Source organism: Corynebacterium striatum ATCC 6940 (assembly GCF_000159135.1).
GTDB classification, from domain to species: Bacteria; Actinomycetota; Actinomycetes; order Mycobacteriales; family Mycobacteriaceae; genus Corynebacterium; species Corynebacterium striatum.
Genome location: NZ_GG667521.1, coordinates 210,867 through 232,423, shown reverse-complemented (window position 1 = coordinate 232,423; position 21,557 = coordinate 210,867). Strand labels below are relative to the sequence as shown.

The 21,557-nt window shown below is 59.4% G+C and carries 16 protein-coding genes; 4 read left to right on the top strand and 12 right to left on the bottom strand.

Annotated elements, in window-relative coordinates; all coding sequences use genetic code 11:
• Positions 1-306 precede the first annotated feature (306 nt).
• The 3 genes from HMPREF0308_RS06200 (at position 307) to HMPREF0308_RS06190 (ending at position 3,814) form a co-directional block, all read left to right on the top strand.
• Positions 307-2,319 carry a glucose PTS transporter subunit IIA gene (locus HMPREF0308_RS06200; RefSeq protein WP_005529783.1) on the top strand — a complete coding sequence of 671 codons (2,013 nt, stop codon included), beginning with the start codon at positions 307-309 and terminating at the stop codon, positions 2,317-2,319.
• Positions 2,320-2,435: 116 nt separating this feature from the next.
• On the top strand, positions 2,436-3,296 hold the full coding sequence (locus HMPREF0308_RS06195; RefSeq protein ID WP_005529781.1) for a PRD domain-containing protein: 861 nt from the start codon (positions 2,436-2,438) through the stop codon (positions 3,294-3,296).
• 47 nt (positions 3,297-3,343) lie between these two features.
• A complete protein-coding gene (locus tag HMPREF0308_RS06190; protein ID WP_005529779.1) occupies positions 3,344-3,814 on the top strand; it encodes a GNAT family N-acetyltransferase in 471 nt (156 codons plus the stop codon).
• Here the strand turns inward: HMPREF0308_RS06190 and purT are convergent.
• From purT to gltS, 4 genes are all read right to left on the bottom strand, one after another.
• Complete coding sequence (gene purT, locus HMPREF0308_RS06185) at positions 3,811-5,160, bottom strand: formate-dependent phosphoribosylglycinamide formyltransferase (protein WP_005529777.1); 1,350 nt, start codon at positions 5,158-5,160, stop codon at positions 3,811-3,813. The two genes, HMPREF0308_RS06190 and purT, sit on opposite strands and share 4 nt — an antisense overlap.
• 230 nt (positions 5,161-5,390) lie before the next feature.
• Positions 5,391-6,839: a hypothetical protein gene (locus tag HMPREF0308_RS13005; protein WP_005529775.1), complete on the bottom strand. Its 1,449-nt coding sequence runs from the start codon at positions 6,837-6,839 to the stop codon at positions 5,391-5,393.
• 504 nt (positions 6,840-7,343) lie between these two features.
• On the bottom strand, positions 7,344-8,636 hold the full coding sequence (locus tag HMPREF0308_RS06175; RefSeq protein ID WP_005529771.1) for an adenylosuccinate synthase: 1,293 nt from the start codon (positions 8,634-8,636) through the stop codon (positions 7,344-7,346).
• Positions 8,637-8,818: 182 nt separating this feature from the next.
• The gene (gene gltS / locus HMPREF0308_RS06170; protein ID WP_200973396.1) at positions 8,819-10,039 is read right to left on the bottom strand and encodes a sodium/glutamate symporter; all 1,221 of its coding nucleotides are present in this window, start codon (positions 10,037-10,039) and stop codon (positions 8,819-8,821) included.
• A 217-nt stretch (positions 10,040-10,256) separates the two neighbouring features.
• Between gltS and HMPREF0308_RS06165 the strand changes: the two genes are divergently transcribed.
• Entirely contained in the window at positions 10,257-11,156 is a 900-nt protein-coding gene (locus tag HMPREF0308_RS06165; RefSeq protein ID WP_005529767.1) for a diacylglycerol kinase family protein, read from the top strand.
• Between the two features lie 20 nt (positions 11,157-11,176).
• On the opposite strand, the gene HMPREF0308_RS06160 is transcribed toward HMPREF0308_RS06165, so the two are convergent.
• The 8 genes from HMPREF0308_RS06160 to clpB all read right to left on the bottom strand — a co-directional run bounded on the left by HMPREF0308_RS06160 (position 11,177) and on the right by clpB (position 21,294).
• Positions 11,177-12,385 carry an FUSC family protein gene (locus tag HMPREF0308_RS06160; protein ID WP_005529766.1) on the bottom strand — a complete coding sequence of 403 codons (1,209 nt, stop codon included), beginning with the start codon at positions 12,383-12,385 and terminating at the stop codon, positions 11,177-11,179.
• A gap of 322 nt (positions 12,386-12,707) precedes the next feature.
• Complete coding sequence (gene fbaA / locus HMPREF0308_RS06155; protein WP_005529764.1) at positions 12,708-13,742, bottom strand: class II fructose-bisphosphate aldolase; 1,035 nt, start codon at positions 13,740-13,742, stop codon at positions 12,708-12,710.
• Positions 13,743-13,916: 174 nt separating this feature from the next.
• Entirely contained in the window at positions 13,917-15,113 is a 1,197-nt protein-coding gene (locus HMPREF0308_RS06150; RefSeq protein ID WP_005529763.1) for a glycoside hydrolase family 76 protein, read from the bottom strand.
• Between the two features lie 73 nt (positions 15,114-15,186).
• Positions 15,187-15,876, bottom strand: coding sequence for a TrmH family RNA methyltransferase (locus HMPREF0308_RS06145; protein ID WP_005529761.1), 690 nt, complete (start codon positions 15,874-15,876; stop codon positions 15,187-15,189).
• Positions 15,863-16,408 carry an orotate phosphoribosyltransferase gene (gene pyrE, locus HMPREF0308_RS06140; protein ID WP_005529758.1) on the bottom strand — a complete coding sequence of 182 codons (546 nt, stop codon included), beginning with the start codon at positions 16,406-16,408 and terminating at the stop codon, positions 15,863-15,865. The genes HMPREF0308_RS06145 and pyrE overlap by 14 nt, the downstream gene beginning before the upstream one ends.
• 71 nt (positions 16,409-16,479) lie before the next feature.
• The gene (locus HMPREF0308_RS06135; protein WP_034657092.1) at positions 16,480-17,667 is read right to left on the bottom strand and encodes a type III secretion system chaperone family protein; all 1,188 of its coding nucleotides are present in this window, start codon (positions 17,665-17,667) and stop codon (positions 16,480-16,482) included.
• A 54-nt stretch (positions 17,668-17,721) separates the two neighbouring features.
• Positions 17,722-18,570 carry a sulfurtransferase gene (locus HMPREF0308_RS06130; protein ID WP_005529754.1) on the bottom strand — a complete coding sequence of 283 codons (849 nt, stop codon included), beginning with the start codon at positions 18,568-18,570 and terminating at the stop codon, positions 17,722-17,724.
• A gap of 165 nt (positions 18,571-18,735) precedes the next feature.
• Positions 18,736-21,294, bottom strand: coding sequence for an ATP-dependent chaperone ClpB (clpB, locus tag HMPREF0308_RS06125; protein WP_005529752.1), 2,559 nt, complete (start codon positions 21,292-21,294; stop codon positions 18,736-18,738).
• Positions 21,295-21,557 lie beyond the last annotated feature (263 nt).

Below are 21,557 nucleotides of genomic sequence, written 5' to 3'. Positions count from 1 at the left end.
TTACTGGAGATGTCCGAATAAAGCCGTTTCTAATAGCGATTGTGAAACGTAAAACACACTGCATGAGTCAATCCCACCCACCGCCACCCAAAAATTGTGCGTTCAGACACATACACTTGGAACAGTGAGCCCCCCAGAGTAAGCTCCGAGTTAAGGATTGTTACTTCGGGCAAGACCTAGGACGCTATGAGCGTCGCGTAAGCATACGCGGCATCGCCCCAGCGCCCTGGGTCTTTTGTGGTTTTAGGGCACATTCGCCGCCTCAGGAACTACAAAGTCCGCCCCAGGATTTCGAAAGGAACTCACATGTCGACGCAAACGCGCTCCGCAGCTGAGGCCATCCTCGATGGCATTGGCGGCGCAGACAACATTGCATCGTTTACTCACTGTGCCACTCGCTTGCGCTTCCAGCTCAATGACTCCTCGAAGGTCAACAAGGAGGCCCTCGAGGCCATCCCTAAGGTGCTGGGCGCAGTCCCCCAGGGCGGCTCGAACTACCAGGTCGTTATCGGTGGCGACGTTGCCACCGTCTACGACGAGATCAACGCCTTGCCCGCCATGAAGGACGGCGGCCCAAGCGATGCGGACATCAAGGCTGCCGCTCGCGCCAAGGCCAAGGGCAAGGTCCCTTTCATGGACAAGTTCTTTGAGTACCTGTCCGATTCCTTCCGTCCAATTCTGGGTGTCCTGCTGGGCGCCTCGCTCATCATCGCGTTCGCGTCGATCCTCGACGCATTCGGAATCGTCGACTTCCGCGCGCCTGACAAGCCGGCCTCGTGGTTCTTCGTCGACGCCATGTGGCGTTCCGTCTTCTACTTCCTGCCTTTGATGGTGGCTTACAACGCTGGCAAGAAGCTGCGCATCGACCCTTGGGTCCCGGCCGCCATCATGGCAGCGCTGCTCACCCCGGAGTTCCTCAACCTCACTGAGAACCCGGCCGTTCAATGCGTTGTCAATGACACCCTGGGCACCGAACAGTGCACCATCCCAATCTTTGGCATGACCATGCAGCTGCCTGATTACGGCGGCAACGTCTTCGTGCCTTTGATGATGGCTTATGTAGCAGCGCTGGTCTACCGCTTCTTCCAGAAGATCATTCCTACTTCCATCCACATGGTCTTCGTTCCTTTCTTCACCATGCTCATCGTTATCCCACTGACCGCCTTCCTCATCGGCCCGTTCGGTGTGTGGGCTGGTAACGGCATTGGCGCTGGCCTGTCCTGGATGAACGACAACGTGCCATTCGTCTTCGCTCTCGCTATCCCGATGCTCTACCCATTCCTGGTTCCGCTGGGTCTGCACTGGCCACTGAACGCCCTGATGCTGGTTAACATCCAGACCTTGGGCTACGACTTCATCCAGGGCCCAATGGGTGCATGGAACTTCGCCTGCTTCGGCGCAACCGCCGCTGTGCTTGCTTTGTCCATCCGCGACAAGGACACCGTGATGCGCCAGACCTCTGGTTCCGCTCTCGCCGCCGGTCTGCTGGGTGGCGTCTCCGAGCCTTCCCTGTACGGTATTCACTTGCGCTACAAGAGGATTTACCCGCGCATGCTGGTGGGCTGCTTCGCCGGCGGCCTCACCGTTGCACTGCTTACCCTAGGCTCCAACGGCATCACCACCGACGCCTTCGTCTTTACCTCGCTGCTGACCATCTCCGTCTTCAACCCGATGCTCAAGTACGTCATCGCCATCACCGTGGCATTCGTGGTTGCTTTCATCGCGGTCTTCATCTCCGACTACCGCACCCCAGAGGAGCGCGCCGCCCAGAAGGCCGCTGCCGCTGGTGCAGGCGCTGCTGCGCTTGACGACGCCCCGGCCGAGGCCGCCGCCCCCGACACCGCTGCCGAGGCCCCCGCTGAAACCGAGACCGTCATCACTTCCCCCGCTGAGGGCGAAGTTGTTCCGATGACCGAAATCAATGACCCAGTGTTCTCCGCAGGAACGCTGGGCGACGGCGTGGGTGTCATCCCCGCTTCCGACGAGGTCTACGCCCCGGTATCCGGCGTAATCGTCAGCGCGATGAAGACCGGCCACGCTTATGGCATCAAGACCGAGTCCGGCGTCGAGGTCCTCGTCCACATCGGCATCAACACCGTGAAGATGAAGGGCGAGGGATTCGCCCCAGCCGTCAAGAAGGGCGATACCATCAAGGCCGGCGAGCTCCTGGCCACCGTCGATTTCGGTGCCGTACGCGCCGCAGGCTACGACACCACCATCGTGGTGGCCGTGACCAACACCAAGGCACTGGCCGAGGTAACTCCGGCCGGAATTAAGAAGGCTACGGCTGGCGATATCATCATCACCGCTACCCGCTAGTAACAACCCTGAATTAGGGCTCCGCGCCTCGGCGCGCGTGCCCTATAGGCCCGATAGTCTTAACTACTATCGGGCCTTATCCGTGCCCACCGCCTGAAGAAGGAATTGATTCAGCAATGCAGATCCTGCGCGTCTTCAACAACAACGTCGTCTTGGCGCGCCGTACCGGCAGCAACGCTGGCACTCCCGCAGGCGAGGACACAGAAGACGTCATCGTGACCGGCCGCGGAATCGGCTTTCAGGCAAAGGCTGGCGACGCCGTCGATCCAGCCAAAGTGGTCAAGGTATTCGTACCGGCCTCAGGCCGGGACCCCGATCACTCTGCTGCCATGCTCGCCGCCGTCCCGGGTGAGTTCATCCAGCTAGTGCTGGAAGCCATGGACCGCGCTCACGTGCCGGATACGCTGCGCAGCAAACTCACCCTGGTGGTGGCTCTAGCAGACCACGTGCATTCGGCGGTCAACCGCGGAATAAGCATCGAGTATCCGCTCGAGGCTGAGGTCCGCCATCTCTACGCTGAGGATTTCGCGCTGGCCAGCACTCTGCTCCAGGAGATCAATAAAGGGCTGCATTCCCCACTGCCTGAGTCTGAGGCAGTGGCGCTGACCTTGCACCTGGTCAATGCCGGTTTCACGGTGGGCGACCTATCCGGCACCTACCGCATGACAGGACTTATCCAGCAGCTGCTGGACATCATCGGCAGCCACAACGGCGTGGAACTTGAAAGCGAAGATCTTTCTGTTGCCCGCTTTATCACGCACTTGCGTTACTTGTTCGTACGCATGGCTGAGCACTCGCAGCTGGATTCGCCGGGGTCTCCTGTATCCAACGTCATCAACGACCAATACCCGGATGCCGCACAGTGCGCCCGTACAGTCGCCGGAGTCATCGAGCTGCGCATGAATGAGAGTCTCACCGCGGATGAAATCACGTATCTAACCCTGCACATTGCGCGCCTAAGCCAAGCGACCAAGTAAGCACCGAGCAGATACCAAGTCGAACTACCACCGCTAAGATCGCGGGCATGACTTACACGCTCACTGCTGCGCCCATTACCCACATGAATCCGCTTGACGTCCACGCGCTCTACAAACTGCGCGTGGACGTCTTCGTGCATGAGCAGCAGTGCCCGTATGCCGAAATCGATGACACCGATGCGCTCGATTCCACAGTGCATATCTTGGCTTTCGACGACGACACCCGCGGTATTGTTGGCACCGCGCGCGTCTTCCCCTCCACGCTAGATGGCGAGGAGGTGGCCCAATTTGGCCGCTTTGCTCTGGATAAACAGGCTCGCGGCACGGGCCTGGGCAAGCAGGTCATGGAAGCAGCGTTGCAGTATGCCGCAGTGGCCATGAGCGGCCAGCCGGTCTACTTGGAGGCACAGGCACCGCTGGTGGATTACTACAGTGCCTACGGCTTTGAGGTGTGCGGCGAGCTTTTCGACGACGAGGGTATCCCCCACCAGCCGATGATCCTGCGCCGCGAGGGCTAATCGTCTGCGGAACGGTTGAGAGCTGGGTCGACCTCGACGACGGGCTCAGCGACCTCGATGAAATCGATGTCGACGGCATCGTTAGCTACTGGGTCCACGGCCTGTGCGTTGGCGACAACCGGCGCGTTCGGGGTCTGGCTGATGCTGATCTTGGCGGCGGCAAGCGCGGCACGATCGCGCGCAGTCTCGACGTCTTCTGCGGTGGTAGCCACCATGCCCATGCGGCGACCAACGTAGGCACCGGGCTTGCCAAAGAGACGGACGTCGGTCTCTTCGAAGGTCATGGCCTCTGCAACGCCGCTATAGGCGACGTCGTCTGTCGCGGCGTCGGCATGCAGCACCACGCTGGCGCCGGGTGAGGTTAGGGTGACGTCGATTGGGTAGCCCAGGATGGCGCGGGCGTGCAGCTCGAATTCGGAGAAGCGCTGCGTGTAACCCGTGAGCATGGCGGTATCGGAAGGGCGCGGGGAGACGGAAGAGAAGTACACGTCCTCGTCGGCGACGAAGAGCTCAACGCCGTAGACGCCGCGCCCGCCCAGCTCGTTGGAGATGCGCGCGGCAACGGAGCGTGCGTTCTCAAGTGCGATCTCACTCATGGCCAGCGGCTGCCAGGATTCGATGAGGTCGCCGCGCTCGTGGCGGTGGCCGATAGGCTCGCTAAACCACGTGCACAGCTTGCCGGAGACAGGATCGATGGAGCGCACTGCAAGAAGGGTGACCTCGTAGTCGAAGTCTACGAAGCGCTCAGCGATGACGCGCTTTTCATCGGAAGATACACGGCGCACGAGGTTCCATGCGTCCTTGAGATCTTCCTCGTCCTTGACCAGCATGTGGCCCTTGCCGGAGGTTGCCACATCCGGCTTTACGATGCACGGCATGCCCAGCTCATGGACGGCTTCGGCAAGCTCCTCCGCGGAGCTGGCAAAGCGGTATGCGGTTACGGGCAGGCCAATGTTTTCGGCCGTTTCACGAATGGTCTGGCGGGACTGGGTCAGTTCGCACGCCCGGGCGCTAGGGACGACGACGGCGGGGGTTTCGGACTCAAGCCGCGACAGCGCCTCGACGGCCACAATCTCAACTTCGGGGACGATATAGTCTGGCCGGATGCGCTCGGCGATTTCGAGCACCTTGGCTTCATCGGTGATGTCCGCGATGTAGCTAAAGTGCGCGAGCTGTTGTGCAGGGGCGCCGGCGTAGCGGTCGACGGCGTGTACCTCAAGGCCCAAGTTCTGGAAGGCAATAACTAGTTGCTTGCCTAGCTCGCCTGCGCCAAGCAACAGCACTTTGGTGGCGTTACCGGTAAGGGGGGTACCTATATAACCTGCGATGTCGCCTGAAATATCCATCCTTGAATTATTGCACATGTTCTTCACAGTCTTATTACTGAAAAGCCAGGATGCAAGATATTTAACGCCGCGGCAGGCCGCAGGCAAGAACGAAGGCCGAGCGATCTCCAAACGCCCGCCTTCTACTTGGAAAGATGTAGAAGACAGGCGTTTCGCTTGGTGGTAAAGCTAGTGGCAACCAGAGCGACACCGCCAGCAACCTTGCCAGCTGACTCGCCGTACTTACCGAACTAAGCGTTGATGCCAGCAAGCTGCTTAGCAATAGCCGGGTTGTAGATGCCCAATTGCTTCAGCAGTTCGATGTTGGCCTTGCCAAGCTGGCTGGAAATCTGCTCGATGAACGGGGACAGACCCGGAACCTTGATCTGGGAAGCCAAGCCACCCGGAATCAGGAACAGCAGCGGCAGGCCTACAGCCAGGCCAGCTAGGATAAAACGACCCAGGTCACCGTTGGAAGAACCGCCGTTGGAAGAATCCCCCTTCTCCTTCACGACGGTCACGGTAACGGTGTCGACGACCTTGCCGTCCTTGGCCTTGACAGTAACGGTGATCGTATCGCCCGGCTTAGCGTCATCACTCGGGGTAACAACGAGTTGGCCCCTCTCGTCGATTTCAGCCTTGCCCGGACCTTTAACCTCAACGGTGGTGCCGTCCTGAACAGCGCCACCGTTGTTAGGAAGCTCTACCTTCTTGCCCGGGGAGGTCTTGCCGTCGTTCCAATTAGGAGCCTTGGTGGTCTCACCCTCGTCGGAAGGCTTGGAGTTCGGATCGTTCGGGTTGGTGCCTTTCTCGATCTCAGTCTTGTCGTCAACGCCATCATTGTCGGAGTCACGCTTGGTAGGATTCGTCGGATCCGGATTGCCGTCACCGTCCCAATCCTTGTTGCCGTTGTTGCCGCTGACCTCGTCACCATCTTTGATGCCGTCCCCATCGGTATCAGCCTTCTTCGGATCGGTGCCCTTAGCCTTCTCGTCACCGTCAATCAAGCCATCGTAATCGGTGTCCGAGTTGTTCGGATCGGTGCCGTCGAGGATTTCATGGCCGTCTTTGACGCCGTCGTCATCGGTGTCCGGGTTGTTCGGTTCGGTCGGCTTTTTGCCGAATCCAGTGTTCCTTTCGCCACTGGTTTCATCCTCATCGGTCAGGCCGTCACCATCGGAGTCCTTGCCGGAAGGCTTGGAGTCCGGATCGTTAGGATTGGTGCCCTGCAGAATCTCCTTATCGTCGTCGTTGTCGTCACCATCGGAGTCAGCATGGTTCGGACTCGTCGGATCCGGATTGCCGTCGCCGTCCCAATCCTTGTTGCCGTTGTTGCCGTTGACCTCGTCACCATCTTTGATGTTGTCGCCATCGGTGTCAGGCTCGGTTGGGTCAGTCTTGTGAACGTTGACTTCCTGGCCGTCGGTCAGGCCATCGCCATCGGTGTCCGGGTTGGTCGGGTCAGTCTTGGTAACGTTGACTTCCTGGTCGTCGGTCAGACCGTCGCCGTCGGTATCGCGGTCGTTTGGGCCAGCGGTGGTATCCGGTGCAGTAGTGCCAGTTGTGGTCTGCGCGTAAGCAACCGGCGCAGAAACTGCGTGAATGAATGGGGAGACAAGTGCGACTGAGAGTACAGCAGCGGCAATAGAGGTGCCGCGACGACGCGCTTTAACAGTCGGCCGAATGCCCTTCTTGATCATACAAGAAGTCCTTTCTAATAGTCCCTGAGAAATTAACTATGGGTTTCAGGGATGGCATGGTCCATAGAAGAAGCCAGCCATTTAAGGAAAACGGCTGGGAGCCAGCCCAGCGTGGTCCGCCAAGCAAGGTAAGAGTATTGGGCGAGGCCTCACTCTGAACTCGTGAGACAGCTTAAATTAAACCAACTTAAGTGCGCCAGTGATGCTGATGCCATAAACCCCCAATCCTCCCTTAGATTTGGCCATTAAGCATTCCTATACACGCCCCTACCAGGAACATCCTTCTAATTTAGTGTTAGGAAACAACATTGTGATTGCTGCCACGGTGAAAATGCAAATGCTCGGCCACTTGGTTAATCTCGGATTTTCTATTTAAGGAATAGTTTATGGAACTTTCGACATAGGAATGTATCTCGCAAACGGTGGTAACTACGCAAAAAGGCAGGACCCCGTTAGGGAACCCTGCCTTAATTTAAGTTGAGTATCTCGTATTGGATATTCGGATTAGTGATCACTCATTACATCGTGGCGCACGATGGTCTGGTCGCGGCCCGGTCCAACGCCGATGTAGGACATGCGGCAACCAGAGAGTTCCTCAAGGCGTAGGACGTAGTCCTGAGCCTTCTGTGGGAGTTCCTCGAAGGTCTTGCAGCCTGTAATGTCCTCATCCCAGGCCGGCATGGTCTCAAAGATTGGCGTGGCGTGGTGGAACTCAGACTGGGTCAGCGGCATCTCGTCGTAGCGCTTGCCATCGACGTCGTAAGCCACGCAGATCGGAATCTCACCAATACCAGTGAGCACGTCCAGCTTGGTCAGGAAGTAGTCTGTGAACCCATTAACGCGGGTGGCATAACGAGCCACCACGGAATCGTACCAACCACAGCGACGCTTACGGCCGGTATTTACGCCAATCTCACCACCGGTGGTCTGTAGGTATTCGCCCCACTTGTCGAAGAGCTCGGTCGGGAACGGGCCGGCACCCACACGGGTGGTGTAGGCCTTGATGATGCCCAGCGAGGTTTTAATACGGGTCGGGCCAATACCCGAGCCCACCGAAGCACCGCCGGCAGATGGGTTGGAGGAGGTCACGAACGGGTAAGTTCCGTGGTCAACGTCCAGCATCGTTGCCTGGCCGCCCTCCATGAGGACGTGCTTACCAGCCTCAAGAGCCTTGTTGAGTTCCAGTTCAGCATCAATAACCATGGGAGCCAAACGGTCACGGTAGCTCAAGAAGTATTCCACGATCTGGTCAGGATCAATTGCCTTGCGGTTGTACATCTTCACCAGCATCTGGTTCTTAATGTCCAGCGCAGACTCAACCTTCTGGCGCAGGATGGACTCATCGAAGATGTCCTGCACGCGGATGCCAATACGGGCGACCTTGTCAGAGTAAGCCGGACCGATGCCGCGGCCCGTGGTGCCAATGGCGCGCTTGCCCAAGAAACGCTCCTGCACGCGGTCCAAAGTCTGGTGGTACGGCGCCACAAGATGAGCGTTCGCGGAGATACGCAGGCGCGAGGCATTCGCGCCGCGTGCCTCAAGGCCGTCGATCTCATCAAAGAGGGCCTCGAGATTGATAACCACGCCATTGCCCAGCACCGGAATTGCGTTCTCAGAGAGAATGCCGGCGGGAAGGAGCTTGAGCTCATACTTCTCGCCGCCAACTACAACAGTATGGCCAGCGTTGTTGCCGCCATTCGGCTTGACTACGTAGTCAACCTTGCCACCGAGGATGTCGGTGGCCTTACCTTTACCTTCGTCGCCCCACTGAGCGCCAACGATGACGATTGCTGCCATTTCTGGGAGTCACTTCCTAATGATTGAAGCCAAATACGCAACTACTTTACCCCTAGACCATGGGTAGCGGTGGCTAATGTGACATGCTTATGCCAAATCCCGACAATTCTTCAGCGAGTACGCCTCCTGCCAGCTTGAATACGCTGGGCTAAATTGACGGGGAGATGGCCTAATGGATTGGCTTATGCCAAGTTGAGGAACACCAGGATGTTCACGATGTTGGCAAAGTCAATAAACATGCCACCGATAATCGGCAGAATGAAGAACGCCAGTTTGGATTCCTTGAATTTGGTGACCACCGAGTCCATGTTGGCCATACCGTTCGGGGTTGCACCCATGCCGAAACCACAGTGACCAGCGGTGAGTACGGCGGCATCGTAATCGCGGCCCATGACGCGGAAGGTGACGAAGTTGGCGAAGAGCCACATGAGGATGGTCTGCGCGAGCAGCAGAATAAGCATCGGGATAGCCAGCTCAGCCAGCTCCCACAGCTTGATGTTCATGAGAGCCATTGCCAAGAAGAAGTTCAGGCCAATGACACCGATGATCTCCACCTCTTCGGTCGGAACCAATTCCTTGTACATCTTCTGTTCACGGCTGTCATTGATATAACGCAGGATGATGGCCACGATCATGGAGCCGAAGTAGAGCGGGAACGCAGCCTTGTCGGTGAGCAGACCCACGAGGTAGTTCATTGCGTCGGTCAGGAAGCTGCCCAGCAGCATCGCCACGAGGATCATCACAAAGGCGTGCAGCACGGCGTCGCCACGCAGTTTGCGAGATACGTGCTGCAGGATGGACTCGTCAATGTCAACCTCAGCGGATTCCTTGTCCATCAACTTGTTCTTCAGGATCAAGCGGTTCGCCAACGGTCCGCCCATGAGCGAGCCAATAACCAGGCCGAACGTCGCTGCAGTGTAGGCCACGGTCTCAGCACCGGTCACGCCGCCTTCTTCCACGAGAGGAGCAATACCGCCGGAAACTCCGTGGCCACCGGTCATCGAAACGGAGCCCGTCATGAGCGCGAGCTGCGCGTCAACGCCAACGAGGGGCGCCAGTCCCACTGCCACGACGTTCTGCAGAATCGTCAGAACCAGGGCCACAACCAGGAAGAGCATGACCTTTGGCCCAGCAGCGCGCAGCACCTTCAGCGATGCGCCGTAGCCCACCGTGGTGAAGAAGATGACCATGAAGAAGCTTTGCAGCGTGGTATCAAAGGTGATGTCCAAAATGCCGGTCTGGTGTAGGACCAGGTTGATGATGGCAAAAAGGAACCCGCCGATAACAGGGGCGGGGATGGCAAAACGTTCAAAGAAGTAGATGCGCTGCTTAAGCCAGAGACCCAGCATAAGCAACACAACAGCGATGCCGATGGACTGGATCATGGTGAATTCAATAGCCACGATGGAGCCTCCGCGAAATTGTTTGGAAAATAGCTTTTGCGCCCAAGCATGTGCCTGGACACCAAATAGAAAGTAATGCGGAATAAGAATATAGCCATATGTGACCCTGTACACCCCAATCGGCCGTTATTCATGGGGGTACTACGCGTTGTAGGGTGAAGGGGTTACGGCCCGCACACTGCCGGGCAACGTCCCTGGAAAGGCAAGGTTTCACACGGTGGCTCTCATTGTTATTCGATGCGGCAGCGACGTCTCCTTAGAACTGCCCCCTGAGGCCACACTTCTCGACGTCAGCGCGGTTCCCACCCGTAAAGAGCTACGCGCGCTTGACGACGCCGCTGCCATCGCACTCCCCCACGATCCCACGCCTACGCTCGACGAGATCGCGGCCCAGCCAGACGTGCGCCACCTCGGCACCCCCGAACTCGCGCCGCAAGCACCGCACCTTAAGGATCCGCTACGCGTCGTCGTGGTGGGGACCGACGCCGCTTTATCCGCCGTGCTTACTCGCATGATGCGTAGCGACTACCTGTGGGCCGAGCTGGGTTTCGTGCCCGTGGAGGAGTCGACGGTTGCCCGCAACTGGGGCCTGCCCACCGATTTCGAGTCTGCATTGAGCGTCGCGCTGAGCGCGCCAGTGCGCCCGGTACCACTCATCCGTAACGACGCCGGCCTAGCCATCGCTGGTTCCGCTTCCATCTCAGAGTGGAGCAACGGGGAGATCACGGGGGAGATCATCGTCGATGACCACGTGGTGGTTCGCCACGAAGCCACCAATACCACTGGGATCGGAACGTACGGTGCGCGCTTGGTCCCCATGGTCGATGCACCGGGAATCCTCGCGGCAAAAGCCGTCTCCCCCGTCGCCGCGTCGGCGTCGTTCGGCCTTGCTGCGGACACGGCTAAGCCATCCGGTTTCGGCGCCTGGCTGCGTTCGAAGTTCTCCACACCGGCCGCACCAGGACAGCTTGATGAAGATACCGTATGCACCGGCCGTGCAGTTCAGGCAGGTGGCCCTGAGCTGCGCGTCGTGGTCGATGGTGTCAGCGCCAAGCGCCCAGTCAACCGCGTGACGTTCTACCGTCACCTGCGCGATCTGCAGGTGGTTCGTCCGTAACGGCGGACCCTTTCTCGTCTCTATTCGCCGTCCCACACTTCTGGTGGATACGCCGGATGGTCGGAGGTCGGCGCCAGTTGCGCCACCGCAGATTCACGCGACATGCCGGACACCATGAGCAGATCCACGATGATAGAGCGCGTTTGCGCCAGCATTGAATAGGCAGAAAGCACCCCGTCCTCGCCGATCACTTCCATGGTCGATCGCGCGCCAAGAATGCGCAGCTTCCGCACTATCTCTGGAATCACCACAGCCTCGTTGGCACGGCTCTCATTGGAGGATTCCTGGGCATACAGCTCGGAGAGTTCCATCGTGACGTCGGAAAGCTCGTCGATTAGCTCGATCTGTTCGTCGGTCACGTGGTCCCCGTCCTCGGCAAGGACCAACGCACGGCGGGACAGCACGCGCACACCGCGCACCGCGTTGTCCACTGGGGTAAGAATGCGTTCAAGCGACTTCACGTTACGCTGCCGGCTCCATAGAAACGGCGAGACCTTAACGGTTTCGGCCCCGCCTTTGGCGGCATTCAGCATGCTGTTGATGTCCCCCTGGGTGCCACGTACCGCATCACGAGCTTCCAAAATCGTCCGGGGGTCGTTGGCGCGCAAGCCTTCTGCGACGTCGGAAAGCACTGATGAGGCCACTCCCAACACCTTGGAGATTTCCTTGCGTACCGCACGCAATGGGGATGTAGGAATGAGTGCAACCATGCTGATACCGATGACCGCACCGATGATGGCGTCGATCGCGCGGGAGAGACCACCCATTTCTTCAGGTGGCATGATGGTGGCAATCAGAATGGCGCCGATGGCGATCTGGTTACTGACCAGCTGCGAACTCGTGACAAAGGAGGCAATCAGCAGCGAGCAACCGATGATGATGGTCATGTGGACGGGGCCGGTACCCACGCCGTCGACGAGCAGAGTGCCCACGATGACGCCAACAATGCCGCCGATAGACAGGTCCACTGCACGTTTGAGACGGTCACTGCCGGAAAGACCAAGGATGATGATGACCGACATCGGTGCGAAGAACGGCTGCGAGTGGCCAAAGACCACGTGGGCGACGAAGAATGCCAAGCCCGCTCCCAGCGTTGACTGCAGGATAAACATGAAGCGCGACTTCACGCGTGCGAACCGAGACTTCATCGAGCGGTCGACGCTGCGCAGCTGTTCGCGAGTGCTAAGTTTCACCCGCTGAGTTGTGCTGGTGTTTTTGTCATCCGCCATAGTTTCCCTATCTTAGTTCGCCCGTGTGGATTGCTTGGCTCTGGTTGGGGTCGGCCTGGGTCGTGGCTGGGTTCGCTCTAGATGGTGAGCTGATCTCACCATTTGCGGTTCCCATTTGCCCCATTGGCTTACACTAGTCCCTTTTGCTGCACGGTGACCTCACCATTTGGGTTTTGATACCGGTCTTGATTCGGGCAGGGACTTTGCCAGGAACTTTGCCGGGGCATTCTTTGAAGCTAAACGCAGCAAAGCCGCTCCTCCCTCCCTGCGGCTGCGGGGTGTGGAGGAACGGCTCTGTGTGGTGTGGGTTTGGTGGTCAGCCTTACTTGGAAACGGTCTTGCCCACGGAGTGCAGGTCGGTGCAGGCCTCGACAACACGGTCAGCCATGGACTGCTCAGCCTTCTTCATGTAGGAGCGTGGGTCGTAAACCTTCTTGTTGCCGACCTCGCCGTCGATCTTGAAGACGCCGTCGTAGTTCTCGAACATGTGGCGAGCAACTGGGTTGGTGAACGCGTACTGGGTGTCAGTGTCAACGTTCATCTTCACAACGCCGTAGGACAGAGCCTGCTCAATCTTCTCCTTCTCAGAGCCAGAGCCACCGTGGAAGACGAAGTCGAACGGCTGGGCGTTCTCATCCAGGCCAAGCTTCTTGACTGCAGCCTTCTGGCCCTCATCAAGAACCTCTGGGCGCAGCTTCACGTTGCCTGGCTTGTAGACGCCATGAACGTTGCCGAAGGTAGCAGCCAGCAGGTAGCGGCCCTTCTCACCGGTGCCCAGTGCGTCGACGGTCTTCTCAAAGTCCTCGGTGGAGGTGTAGAGGTTTGCGCCAGCCTTAGCCTGAACGCCATCCTCTTCGCCGCCGACGACGCCGATCTCAACCTCAAGGATGATGTTTGCGTTGTGTGCCTTCTCCAGCAGCTCCTGTGCGATGACGAGGTTCTCGTCGATTGGAATAGCGGAGCCGTCCCACATGTGGGACTGGAAGAGAGGCAGCTCGCCGCGGTCAACGCGCTCCTGGGAGATGGCGATGAGCGGGCGGACGTACTCGTCCAGAACTTCCTTCTGGCAGTGGTCCGTGTGCAGTGCAACGTTGATGCCATAGTGCTTTGCTGCCTCGTAAGCGAAAGCAGCCAGAGCTTGAGCGCCTGCAACCTTGTTCTTCACGGACAGACCGGAGCCGAACTCAGCGCCGCCGGTGGAGAACTGGATGATGCCGTCGGACTCTGCCTCGGCAAAGCCACGGAGTGCGGCGTTGATGGTCTCGGAGGAGGTGCAGTTGATAGCCGGGAATGCGAAGCCGCCCTTCTTGGCGGTGTCAAGCATCTGGTTATAGACCTCAGGAGTTGCGATTGGCATGAAGTTCCATCCTTTGTGTGTTTCGGAGAATCACGTTCCAGTTCCCAAGTATGCCTGTTTTTGTCCGTTTTCGCCGCGCCAATTTTTGTGAGGTTAGTTAACGCAGGCTAGCGCGTTCCAAGCCTCATGCAATAAGCAGGCAAAACCACAAAATAGTACGCTTGTAATGCGTTTTTATCCTTCTTCAGATTGGTACTTTGTGACCCTCGCGCAGGCCTCCAAGAGCATCCAACCGGACAATTGGACCGACAAATCGCGCTCGGCGACGCGGATGATTCCGACCTTTTCGCCGAGGGTATTCGGCCCGAATCCATAATTGTGCGGCAGGCGGGCATCGGCAGTCCAGTCGGATCCGAAGATCGGCAGACCATCAACTTCCAAGCGATGCTCCCACACCGACTCCGCAGAAGCCACCACCATGCGCGCCGCCAGCTTCTTGGTTGCCCGGTTGGCCGGGGAATCGCCGGGCAGGCGCACCGCGACGTCGGCAAGGTAGCGCACGAGGATGCCCTTGAACAGGCCACCATCACCATCGCCCGTCTTCCAGTTGATGACTCCGGAAGGAGTCGCCATGCCCGTCGCCACCGCTTGGACCAAGCCACGAATGTTGGTGATGTAGTGCATCATATCCGCAGCCAGCTCGGCCTCTTGCACGGTATCGATGCGCTCGAGGGAGAACAGACCAGCCTTTTCCCGCAGAGCAAGCGCGATCTCCAAGCACGCGCCCAGCACGACGCCCTGGCAGTACGGGTGGATTGCCTTCACAATCTCTGGGCCATCCATGCGCATGCGGATGCCGTCCATGATGAATCCGTCATCATCAACGAGGTGATCATAAATCCAGTCCACGATGTGGCGGGCTTCGTTGATACGGCCCATGCGAGCCAACATGATTGCGCCCGGGCCATTCGACGGCACGTTGAGGAAGGTCTCCCCTTCGCGCCACGGCAGCACACCGATGGTTGGGTCAACGCCTTCGCGAATATTGCGCTGCAAGCTGCCAAGGCGCTTGTGTACCTTGACCTTCTTGAGGTTTTCCGCCCTCCCCATGGCGAGTGCGAGCCAAGCCTTGTCATCGTAGTAGCGATTTTTGTTCAGCTGAGAAAGGTTACGCAGGCGGATACCGCGCATGGTGTCCGCGATGCGGGCTCGACGTACCTTGGTGTTGTTACGAAGCGCGGCATCGACTAGGCAATCGAGATAGTGAGCTTGCCACCAATAGTGCCAGTGCACGAAGAGCTTTTCCTTGCTCGTCGGCGGCCAGCTCACAACCGCGAGATTGGTACGCGGGATTGACCATACGGCTTGCGCATGGCGATCATTGATGGCAGTTTCCGCGAGGTCAGCGCGGTGAGCCCATGTCTCTTCCACAGTTGGTTAATCACTCCCGATTATGTTTTTGTTACTTCATCCTATCCATTCCGAATAGTGATTTACCACGCTTTTACCAAGCTTGCTCGAGGTCAGCATGCTGACGGATCCAGGCATGCATCGCAATGCCTGCTGCAACGCCCGCATTAATCGAGCGCGTCGAACCAAATTGGGCGATGGAACACGTCATCATCGCAGCGTCCTGGGCCTCCTGGGTGACACCAGGCCCTTCCTGGCCAAACAGTAACAAGCAGCGCTCGGGAAGCTCCGCAGTCTCAAGGGGAACGCAGCCGGGAGTGTTGTCGATCGCTACAACGGTAAGCCCCTTATCACTCGCCCATTCCAGAAGCTCAGCGACGGTGGCATGGTGCATCAGGTGTTGGTAGCGGTCAGTCACCATGGCGCCGCGGCGATTCCACCGGCGACGCCCCACGATGTGAACGGTATCCACGGCAAAGGCGTTGGCGGTACGGACCACGGTGCCGATGTTCGAGTCATTCTCAAAGTTCTCGATGGCGATGTGGAGCGCATGCCTGCGCTTATCGATGTCCGCGGTAATAGCTTCCCTGCTCCAGTAGCGGTAGGCGTCCACCACGTTGCGGTGATCGCCGTCGCGAAGCAGCTCGGGATCGTACTGCGGGCCTTCCGGCAGCGGGCCTTCCCATGGGCCGACTCCGTGCCGTCCTTCGTTCCATTCGGTAGGGCCCTTAGCAGAAGTCTCCTCCTGCAAGCGCTCGCGGGGTTCTTCCTTAGGCGAGGTCAAGATCTTCCAAGCTCAGCAGGTAGCGGTACTCCAAGCCCTCTTCAGCGATGACCTTGTCAGCACCTGTAGCGCGGTCCACGACGGTAGCCACGCCGACGACCTCCGCGCCAGCCTCGCGCAGTGCTGCCACCGCGGTCAGCGGGGAGTTGCCCGTGGTGGTGGTGTCTTCGACAACGAGCACCTTCTGGCTTGCAACGTCGAAGCCCTCGATGCGGCGCTGCATGCCGTGCTTCTTGGCTTCCTTGCGCACGACGAAGGCATCGATGTCGCGACCATCAGCGTGCATCACGGAGGTAGCAACTGGGTCTGCGCCTAGGGTCAGGCCACCGACGGCGACGTAATCCCAGTCGGCGGTGAGTTCACGCAGCAGCGAGCCGATGAGGCGGGAAGCCTCATGCTGCAGGGTCGCGCGGCGCAGGTCGACGTAGTAGTCGGCCTCCTTACCGGAGGACAAGGTGACCTTGCCGTGAACAACGGCAAGCTCCTTGACTAGCTCTGCCAGACGGGCCTTCTTTTGTGAATCCAAGCTCATGGCGCTCCTTCGCGTTAATGCTGAGTGCTTTAGATTGTTTGCGGGGTTTTAGGGTTTAACCGATTTAAAGACTACTCGTTCGAGTCTTCGTCACCGAAGATGGTCGAGCGGCGGTTGAGGTTGCGGCGCATACGGGCCTGCGCTTTATCGGGCAGCGGGCGCTCGCGACCATCAGCAATGGCGTCGACTTCATCAGCGCCAAGTGCGCTGTGGTCAACTACGCCGCGGACTTCGCTGCGCGTGCGGCTGGGCAGCTCCACAGGCTCCTCAGGCCGCTGGATGTGCGGGCGCTGGATCTCCTCGTGGTCTGGGACCAGGGTGGGGCCGGTCGGCTCTGCCTGCGGAGGGGCGGGGATCTCACGGCTAGGGTCGAGCTCCTCGACGCGGAGGACTTGCGCCGCGGAAGAACGCGGCGGGAGGACACGCGCGACGTCGGCAAGTTTGGCCATGGGGGCGAGCATGGCGTCCCACTCCGCAGCACGTGCGTGTTTGGTGGTCTGCGCGAGTACCCACTCGGACTCCATCCACACAGCGGTGACTTCGGCGGGCAGGAGGTGGAGCGCCACTTCGAGGCGCTCATCGATGAGCCGCTTGCCGACGCCCACGTCGGTGGCGAAGACTTCAAAGCCTTCGATTTCATCGACCATGAATAGGTCTTCCGAGGCTGAGTCCTCCTCAATCCCCACGCGGCGGAAATCCACCACGATGTCGGAGGTAGCGCCAGTGCGCATGGCCATGACGTTGATGCCGCCCAGGTCCATCATCAGCATCTCGTGGCCGTGCACGAAGCCTGCGACGATGTCCTTCGGCGCCGCGCCCAAAGCGGCGGCTCCGCGCATCCATTCATCGGCAAGGTAATCGTCCTGCTTGGTGTACTCAAAACCATGCTCTTCGCCCCACGCCCTGCGGCCGCGGCGCATGGAGCCCGGCACGAAGCTGCGAGCTCGTGTGGCATGGGAGCGGCCACCGCCCGACTCTGGCGTGGGTTCTGGTGCCGATTCGGCAACCGGCTCGGCGGCCAGTTCTGGCTCTATATTGGCGGCAGGGGCTGGTTCAGGTTCTGGATGCGGAGCCGCCACCGGGGCTGGAGTTGCGGTCTGGTGGTTTTCCGGCGCTTCCGGTTCGGCAGTCTCGATGGCAGGGATATTAGGGGTAGGTACGCCGCCAAGCTGAGCGGAACGTTGACGCTTTTCTATAAGCAGGATGGCAACGCCCGCGACGCCGCAGGCAAGAGCGAGGAGAATGATTAGATAAGGCATCACCCCAAGACTTTAGTAGGAAGTCTTGGGGTGCGTGAGCTGGCGCGCTGGCTTTTAGACGTGGGTGCGGTCGCCGCGCTCGATTGGGTTGTCCGGATTAGCTGACCACTGGGACCAACCGCCGACGAAGTGGCGCAGGCCAGTGAAACCGAGGTTCTCCAGGATGCCGATTGTCAGTGCGGAGTGGTTGCCGGAGCCCGAGTAGATGATTGCGTCCTGGACGTTGTCCTGCGTGATTCCGGCAGCATCGAGGATGTCGAGGATTTCATCGTCGCTCTTGATGGTCTGATCCAGGTTGTGGAACAATCGCTCAGGGAGGTTCACAGCTCCTGGGATGTGGCCGGCCTTGAGGTCAAGGTGCTCACGGCGGCCAGCGAAGCGGTTAGCTGTGCGGGAGTCGATGAGAAGGCCCTCGTGTGCCTTGACATCCTCGATAGTCGCGGTAGGCATCGAGCCTGGGGTGATCTCAATTTCGGTGGCTAGGCCTAGGTTGCCCGGGCCAGTCAATGTATTAAAGCCTTGGCGACGCCAGTTGGCTAGGCCACCGTCGAGCATGCGAACGTTCTTAAAGCCTGCCCAGCGCAGGGTCCACCATGCGCGGGCAGAGAAGAGACCACGGCCCTCGTCGTAGACCACGATCTGCCAATCAGGGCGCAGGCCCCATTCCTCGCAGCTTTCCTGAAGACGCTCCGGGTTAACAAGCGGGTTACGACCCACCTTGGAACCTGGAAGGCCAACGAAGGAGTGTGCGGCGTCGGCAAACTGCGCTGTAGGAATGTGGAGGGACGTGAACTGGTTGTAGGCCTCCCCTTCACCGGGAGCCCATAGGGATGCCAGAACTGCGACGCGGTCGCCGCGATAGATGGATTGTTGGAGTTCGCTCGGAGAAACCAAATTGCTCATGTCCCTGATTCTAGGGGCACGCGGAGTTTCCTGCCGAGGGGCCGCCCATGCGGGAACTCTCTTTAAAGAAACGGGGAAGGCTCCTTATATGGAGTCTTCCCCGCTGCAGCGGCTTCCAGTGCCTGGTTTAGCTACTACTTAGGCGCGTTGTGGGCGCGACTTCGTTTAGCCGAGTGCCTTGAGCTCGAGGCTCTCGCCGCCTTCAGCGACATCGACGTGGACGGTGTCGCCGTCGAGGACGTCGCCAGCCAGCAACTGGCGAGCCAGCTGGTCGCCGATGGCCTGCTGTACTAGGCGGCGCAGCGGGCGGGCACCATAAGCCGGGTCATAGCCGCGCTCCGCGAGCCACAGCTTGGCGGCGTCGGAAACCTGCAGGTTGAGGCGACGGCCTTGCAACCTCGATGCCAGAGCATCGAGCTGGATGTCGACGATGCCGGCCAGCAGCTCGGAGGACAGGGACTCGAACATCACGACATCATCGAGACGGTTAATGAACTCCGGCTTGAAGTTGCGCTTGACGGCCTCCATGACCTCCTCCTTGGTGCCACCAGCACCGAGGTTCGAGGTCAGGATGATGACCGTATTGCGGAAGTCCACGGTGCGGCCCTGGCCGTCGGTCAGGCGGCCCTCATCGAGAACCTGCAGCAGAACGTCGAAGACGTCTTGGTGCGCCTTTTCCACTTCGTCGAAAAGCACGAGCGTGTACGGGCGGCGACGCACGGCCTCCGTGAGCTGGCCGCCGGCATCGTAGCCAACGTATCCCGGAGGGGCACCGACAAGACGCGCAACGGAGTGCTTCTCGCCGTACTCAGACATATCGATGCGGACCATGGCGGATTCATCGTCGAAGAGGAAGTCAGCCAGAGCCTTGGCCAGCTCTGTCTTACCAACGCCCGTCGGGCCCAAGAAGAGGAAGGAACCGGTCGGGCGGTTCGGGTCAGCAACGCCCGCGCGAGCGCGGCGCACGGCATCGGAGACGGCCTTGACCGCTTCTTTCTGACCCACCACGCGGCGGCCCAGCTCGGCCTCCATGTTGAGCAGCTTCTGGGTCTCACCCTGCAGCATCTTGCCAGCCGGGATGCCGGTCCATGCCGAGACGACCTCAGCGATGGTGTCCGGGGTGACTTCCTCGGTCAGCATGGTGTTGGACTGAGCGTTGGCGCGAATCTCGGCGTCGGCAACCTGCTTCTCCAGCTCCGGAATGCGGCCGTAACGCAGCTCGGAAGTCAACTCGTAGTCACCGTCGCGCTCTGCAATCTCAGCCTGGCGCTTCAGGTCCTCGAGCTCTTCCTTCGCTCGCTGGACCTCATCGATAGCCTTCTTCTCGTTGACCCAGCGAGCCTTGAGCTCACCGAGCTTCTCACGCTCGTCAGCCAGCTCCTGCTGCAGCTTGGAAAGTCGATCCTGGGAGGCAGCATCGGTCTCCTTCTTGAGCGCCAGCTCCTCGATTTCCATACGACGGACCACGCGCTCGAGTTCGTCGATCTCCTGCGGGGAGGAGTCAATTTCCATGCGCAGGCGGGACCCAGCCTCGTCCACGAGATCGATTGCCTTATCTGGCAGGAAGCGGTTGGTGATGTAGCGGTTCGACAGCTCGGCCGCAGCAACCAACGCGGAGTCCATGATGCGCACACCGTGGTGCACCTCGTAGCGCTCCTTCAGACCACGCAAGATACCAACGGTGTCCTCGACGGAAGGCTCAGCGGCATAAACCTGCTGGAAGCGGCGCTCAAGCGCAGCATCCTTCTCGATGTACTTGCGGTACTCGTCGAGGGTGGTTGCGCCCACGAGGCGCAGCTCACCACGAGCCAGCATCGGCTTAATCATGTTGCCGGCGTCCATCGAGCCTTCACCCGTGGCGCCTGCGCCGACGATAGTGTGCAGCTCGTCGATGAAGGTGATGATCTGGCCGTCGGAAGCCTTAATCTCATCGAGGACAGCCTTGAGGCGCTCCTCGAATTCACCGCGGTACTTCGCACCGGCGACCATCGAGCCCAAATCCAGGCTCAGCAAGGTCTTGCCCTTGAGGGACTCAGGTACGTCACCAGCCACAATGCGACGGGCCAGGCCTTCAACGATGGCGGTCTTACCAACACCGGGCTCACCGATGAGGACCGGGTTGTTCTTGGTGCGGCGGCTCAAGACCTGAACCACGCGGCGGATTTCCTGGTCACGGCCGATGACCGGGTCGATCTTGCCTTCACGCGCACGAGCGGTCAGGTCGGTGGCGTACTTCTCAAGTGCCTGGAACTGTTCTTCGGGATTTTCAGAGGTCACCTTGGCCGCACCGCGCACGGAGGGGAAAGCGCCCTTGAGGGCGTCGAAAGTAGCGCCGCGTGAGGTAAGCAGCTCAGCAGCATCCGTCTTGGACCCTGCGATAGCTGCCAGCAGCACCTCGGTGGAGACGTACTCATCACCGAGCTCGCCGGCGAGCTCCTGCGCGCGGGTCAGGACGTTGAGCCCGTCGCGGTTAAAGTTGGGATTCGCCATCCCGGAACCCTCAGCCTTGGGGTAGGAATCAACAAGGCCGCGCGCTTCCTTGAGCACGGTCTCCGGATCCACGCCAGTGGCCTTCAGGACCGGGGCCGCAATGCCCTCTTCTTGGCTAAGGATTGCAGCGAGCAGGTGGGCCGGGCGGATGTCCGGGTTGCCATTGGACGAGGCAGTCTGCAGCGCTTGCTGCAGGGCCTCTTGGGTTTTGGTGGTGGGGTTGAAAGCACTCATGGCTTCCTCCTTGGAAGTTAAGTCGGAGTTTGTGAAGTTAGATTTGTTATGTTTCCACAGCTCGAAGGACTTTTCCTTCGCTGCTACTTATCTCAACGCACATAAAGTTGAGTTTGTTCCACTCAACTTCAAATTTTTCCATTTTCCCGCCTGAGCGTACCAGACTCAAGTTTTGAATGCCGGGTGCAGAGCCGCCCTGTGCAACCACAATGCATAAGAAATGCGGCCTTCCCCGAAAATTGGGAGAAAACCGCAAGAGTAGA

What these genes read in the sequence shown, in the direction of transcription:
- HMPREF0308_RS06195 (WP_005529781.1), top strand. Translation starts at nt 2,436, where the DNA reads ATGCAGATCCTGCGCGTCTTCAACAACAACGTCGTCTTGGCGCGCCGT.
- HMPREF0308_RS13005 (WP_005529775.1), bottom strand. Translation starts at nt 6,839, where the DNA reads ATGATCAAGAAGGGCATTCGGCCGACTGTTAAAGCGCGTCGTCGCGGC.
- HMPREF0308_RS06160 (WP_005529766.1), bottom strand. Translation starts at nt 12,385, where the DNA reads ATGGCGGATGACAAAAACACCAGCACAACTCAGCGGGTGAAACTTAGC.
- HMPREF0308_RS06175 (WP_005529771.1), bottom strand. Translation starts at nt 8,636, where the DNA reads ATGGCAGCAATCGTCATCGTTGGCGCTCAGTGGGGCGACGAAGGTAAA.
- purT (WP_005529777.1), bottom strand. Translation starts at nt 5,160, where the DNA reads ATGGATATTTCAGGCGACATCGCAGGTTATATAGGTACCCCCCTTACC.
- HMPREF0308_RS06130 (WP_005529754.1), bottom strand. Translation starts at nt 18,570, where the DNA reads ATGAGCAATTTGGTTTCTCCGAGCGAACTCCAACAATCCATCTATCGC.
- clpB (WP_005529752.1), bottom strand. Translation starts at nt 21,294, where the DNA reads ATGAGTGCTTTCAACCCCACCACCAAAACCCAAGAGGCCCTGCAGCAA.
- fbaA (WP_005529764.1), bottom strand. Translation starts at nt 13,742, where the DNA reads ATGCCAATCGCAACTCCTGAGGTCTATAACCAGATGCTTGACACCGCC.
- HMPREF0308_RS06135 (WP_034657092.1), bottom strand. Translation starts at nt 17,667, where the DNA reads ATGCCTTATCTAATCATTCTCCTCGCTCTTGCCTGCGGCGTCGCGGGC.
- HMPREF0308_RS06190 (WP_005529779.1), top strand. Translation starts at nt 3,344, where the DNA reads ATGACTTACACGCTCACTGCTGCGCCCATTACCCACATGAATCCGCTT.
- pyrE (WP_005529758.1), bottom strand. Translation starts at nt 16,408, where the DNA reads ATGAGCTTGGATTCACAAAAGAAGGCCCGTCTGGCAGAGCTAGTCAAG.
- HMPREF0308_RS06200 (WP_005529783.1), top strand. Translation starts at nt 307, where the DNA reads ATGTCGACGCAAACGCGCTCCGCAGCTGAGGCCATCCTCGATGGCATT.